Here is a 2,757-nt window from a genome sequence, read left to right on the forward strand (position 1 = left end):
ATAAACACTTTTTCTTACCTCTACCGCCATATTCACCGGATTTGAATCCTATTGAGCAAGCTTGGGCTATCTTGAAAAAGAAAGTAACAGATTTATTAAGGGAAGTCCCAACTATTTTTGAATGTTTGGAACGCTTTTTAAAACTAAATGACTGATATAAGTCCATAGGCCCTATTAGAGGATGTTCTGGTGTCTTATTCACTTGTTTTTTTATAGCATTAGTAGATAGAATCAGCAAATAAAAAAGTAGTTCAAATGCCTGGCAGCAAAAAATCTCAACGATTCACCTAATATAGACTAAAGTTTAGAGTTTAAGGAAAGTAGGGCTAATATATTGTATGAAAAATAAGATTGTTTTTAAGCAAAACTCTTGAAAATGATTGAAAAAAGAGTTATTATAGATGTATAGTAAAAAGCAAACGCTTACTTAATCAAGGAGGACAGTTTATGTCATACAAAACAAGCAATGCAGAAGGGCATGTAGATTTCATTAATACCTATGATTTGGAGCCAATGGCGCAACAAGTTATCCCTAAAGCAGCATTTGGCTATATTGCTAGTGGGGCAGAAGATACTTTCACTTTAAGAGAGAATATCCGTGCCTTTAACCACAAACTCATCGTTCCACATACGCTTTGCGATGTTGAAAATCCAAGTACAGAGATTGAATTTGCAGGTGAAAAACTATCCTCACCAATCATTATGGCGCCTGTTGCGGCTCATAAATTAGCGAATGAACAGGGTGAAGTGGCGACTGCGCGTGGTGTGCATGAGTTCGGTTCTCTTTATACAACCAGTTCTTACTCTACTGTTGACCTTCCAGAGATTTCTGAAGCCCTTCAAGGGACACCTCATTGGTTCCAATTTTACTTTAGTAAGGATGACGGTATCAACCGCCACATCATGGACCGTGTGAAGGCTGAAGGTTATAAAGCGATTGTCTTGACGGCAGATGCTACTGTAGGGGGCAATCGTGAGGTGGATAAGCGTAATGGTTTTGTCTTTCCAGTTGGCATGCCGATTGTTGAAGAATACCTGCCAGAAGGTGCTGGTAAATCAATGGACTTTGTTTACAAATCAGCTAAACAGCGCTTGTCTCCACGCGATGTAGAATTTATCGCTGAATACTCTGGACTTCCTGTCTATGTCAAGGGACCACAATGCCGTGAGGACGTTGAGCGTTCACTTGCTGCGGGAGCTTCTGGTATCTGGGTAACCAACCACGGTGGTCGTCAAATCGACGGTGGACCAGCTGCTTTTGACTCGCTTCAAGAAGTGGCAGAAGCAGTTGATAGACGTGTGCCAATTGTCTTTGACTCTGGTGTTCGTCGTGGTCAACACGTCTTTAAAGCCTTGGCTTCAGGAGCAGACTTGGTAGCTATTGGTCGCCCTGCTATTTATGGTTTGGCTCTTGGTGGTAGTGTTGGTGTGCGTCAAGTCTTTGAACACTTGAATGCGGAATTGAAGACAGTTATGCAATTGTCTGGAACTCAGACCATTGAAGATGTCAAACACTTCAAACTTCGTCACAACCCATACAACCCAACCTTCCCAGTTGACCCTCGTGACTTAAAATTGTATTGATAAAAGAGATTGCCTCCACTGAATGTGGAGGTTTTTCTTCGTGTATTGGAAGAATAAATCGCTATCAAAAACTATATAAAGATATTTTTCGGTCAAATATCTTGCTAGGGCTTTCAATTTCTGTTATAATGGTCTAGTAATTAAATAATAGAGACATTTGGGGTGCTTTAGGCTGAGATGATACCCATTGAACCTGATACAGTTAAGACTGGCGAAGGGAAATGTGAACAGTTTTTTCGTATGGTGAAATGAACGATCTAATCTTGTAAGTCAACTCTAATTCTTGATTGTAATTGGAGTTTTTTTGTTTATATAAAACTGGATAGGCTTGTTTAGGTAGCTCTCTGCAAATGCCCTCGGTGTTCTTTAAAAGGATCAAGTGAAACTAGGATTTTACTTGGTATTTCTTGGTGTTTTATTAATTACTAACAAGTAAAGAGAGGAGAAGTAAATATGGAAACACAGGTTTATGCATTTCAGCCAGGTTTGACTGTTGGAGAATTATTAAAAAGCAGTCAGAAGGATTGGCAGGCTGCAATCAATCATCGTTTTGTTAAGGAACTTTTTGCAGGGACAATTGAGAATAAGGCCTTAAAAGACTACCTGATTCAAGATTATCACTTCTTTGATGCCTTCTTATCCATGTTGGGTTCCTGCGTAGCCCACGCAGACCAGCTTGAATCCAAGCTTCGTTTTGCCAAACAACTAGGCTTTCTTGAAGCAGATGAAGATGGCTATTTCCAAAAGGCTTTCAAAGAGTTAAACGTATCTGAGAATGACTATCTAGAAGTGAGCTTGCACCCTGTAACAAAAGCCTTTCAGAATCTAATGTACTCGGCAGTGGCTTCATCAGACTATGCCCATCTTTTGGTCATGCTGGTCATTGCAGAAGGACTCTATTTAGACTGGGGTTCTAAAGCTTTGGCTCTTCCTGAAGCCTATATTCATTCAGAATGGATCAATCTCCACAGAGGTCCTTTCTTTGCAGAGTGGGTTCAATTTCTGGTTGACGAACTCAATCGTGTCGGAAAAGGTCGAGAAGATTTGACAGAGCTTCAGCAACGCTGGAATCAAGCGGTCGCTTTAGACTTAGCCTTTTTTGATATTGGTTATGATGCCTAGAGAAGGCTCATGATATTTACAAATTTGATGAGTTAATACTCTTCGAAAATC

General features: G+C 40.1%; 3 protein-coding genes and 1 riboswitch. All 3 genes read left to right on the forward strand.

All coding sequences use genetic code 11. The features are described from left to right. Window positions 1–155, forward strand: a 155-nt coding sequence (locus tag HT688_RS10955; RefSeq protein ID WP_172923793.1) for a transposase, incomplete at its 5' end; no start/stop codon positions are given. 292 nt (window positions 156–447) lie between these two features. Next, window positions 448–1,584: an L-lactate oxidase gene (gene lctO / locus HT688_RS10960; RefSeq protein WP_000120708.1), complete on the forward strand. Its 1,137-nt coding sequence runs from the start codon at window positions 448–450 to the stop codon at window positions 1,582–1,584. A 148-nt stretch (window positions 1,585–1,732) separates the two neighbouring features. After that, a riboswitch (TPP riboswitch) is annotated at window positions 1,733–1,821 on the forward strand. A gap of 216 nt (window positions 1,822–2,037) precedes the next feature. Continuing rightward, the gene (locus tag HT688_RS10965) at window positions 2,038–2,706 is read left to right on the forward strand and encodes a TenA family protein (protein WP_172923794.1); all 669 of its coding nucleotides are present in this window, start codon (window positions 2,038–2,040) and stop codon (window positions 2,704–2,706) included. The last annotated feature ends 51 nt before the right edge of the window (window positions 2,707–2,757 follow it).

Origin of the sequence: Streptococcus sp. 1559, from assembly GCF_013276735.1 — a bacterium.
In the GTDB taxonomy this organism is placed as follows: Bacteria; Bacillota; Bacilli; order Lactobacillales; family Streptococcaceae; genus Streptococcus; species Streptococcus pseudopneumoniae.

Bases quoted from the DNA above. Each gene is read 5' to 3' on its own strand.
- lctO (WP_000120708.1), top strand. From the start codon at position 448: ATGTCATACAAAACAAGCAATGCAGAAGGGCATGTAGATTTCATTAAT.
- HT688_RS10965 (WP_172923794.1), top strand. From the start codon at position 2,038: ATGGAAACACAGGTTTATGCATTTCAGCCAGGTTTGACTGTTGGAGAA.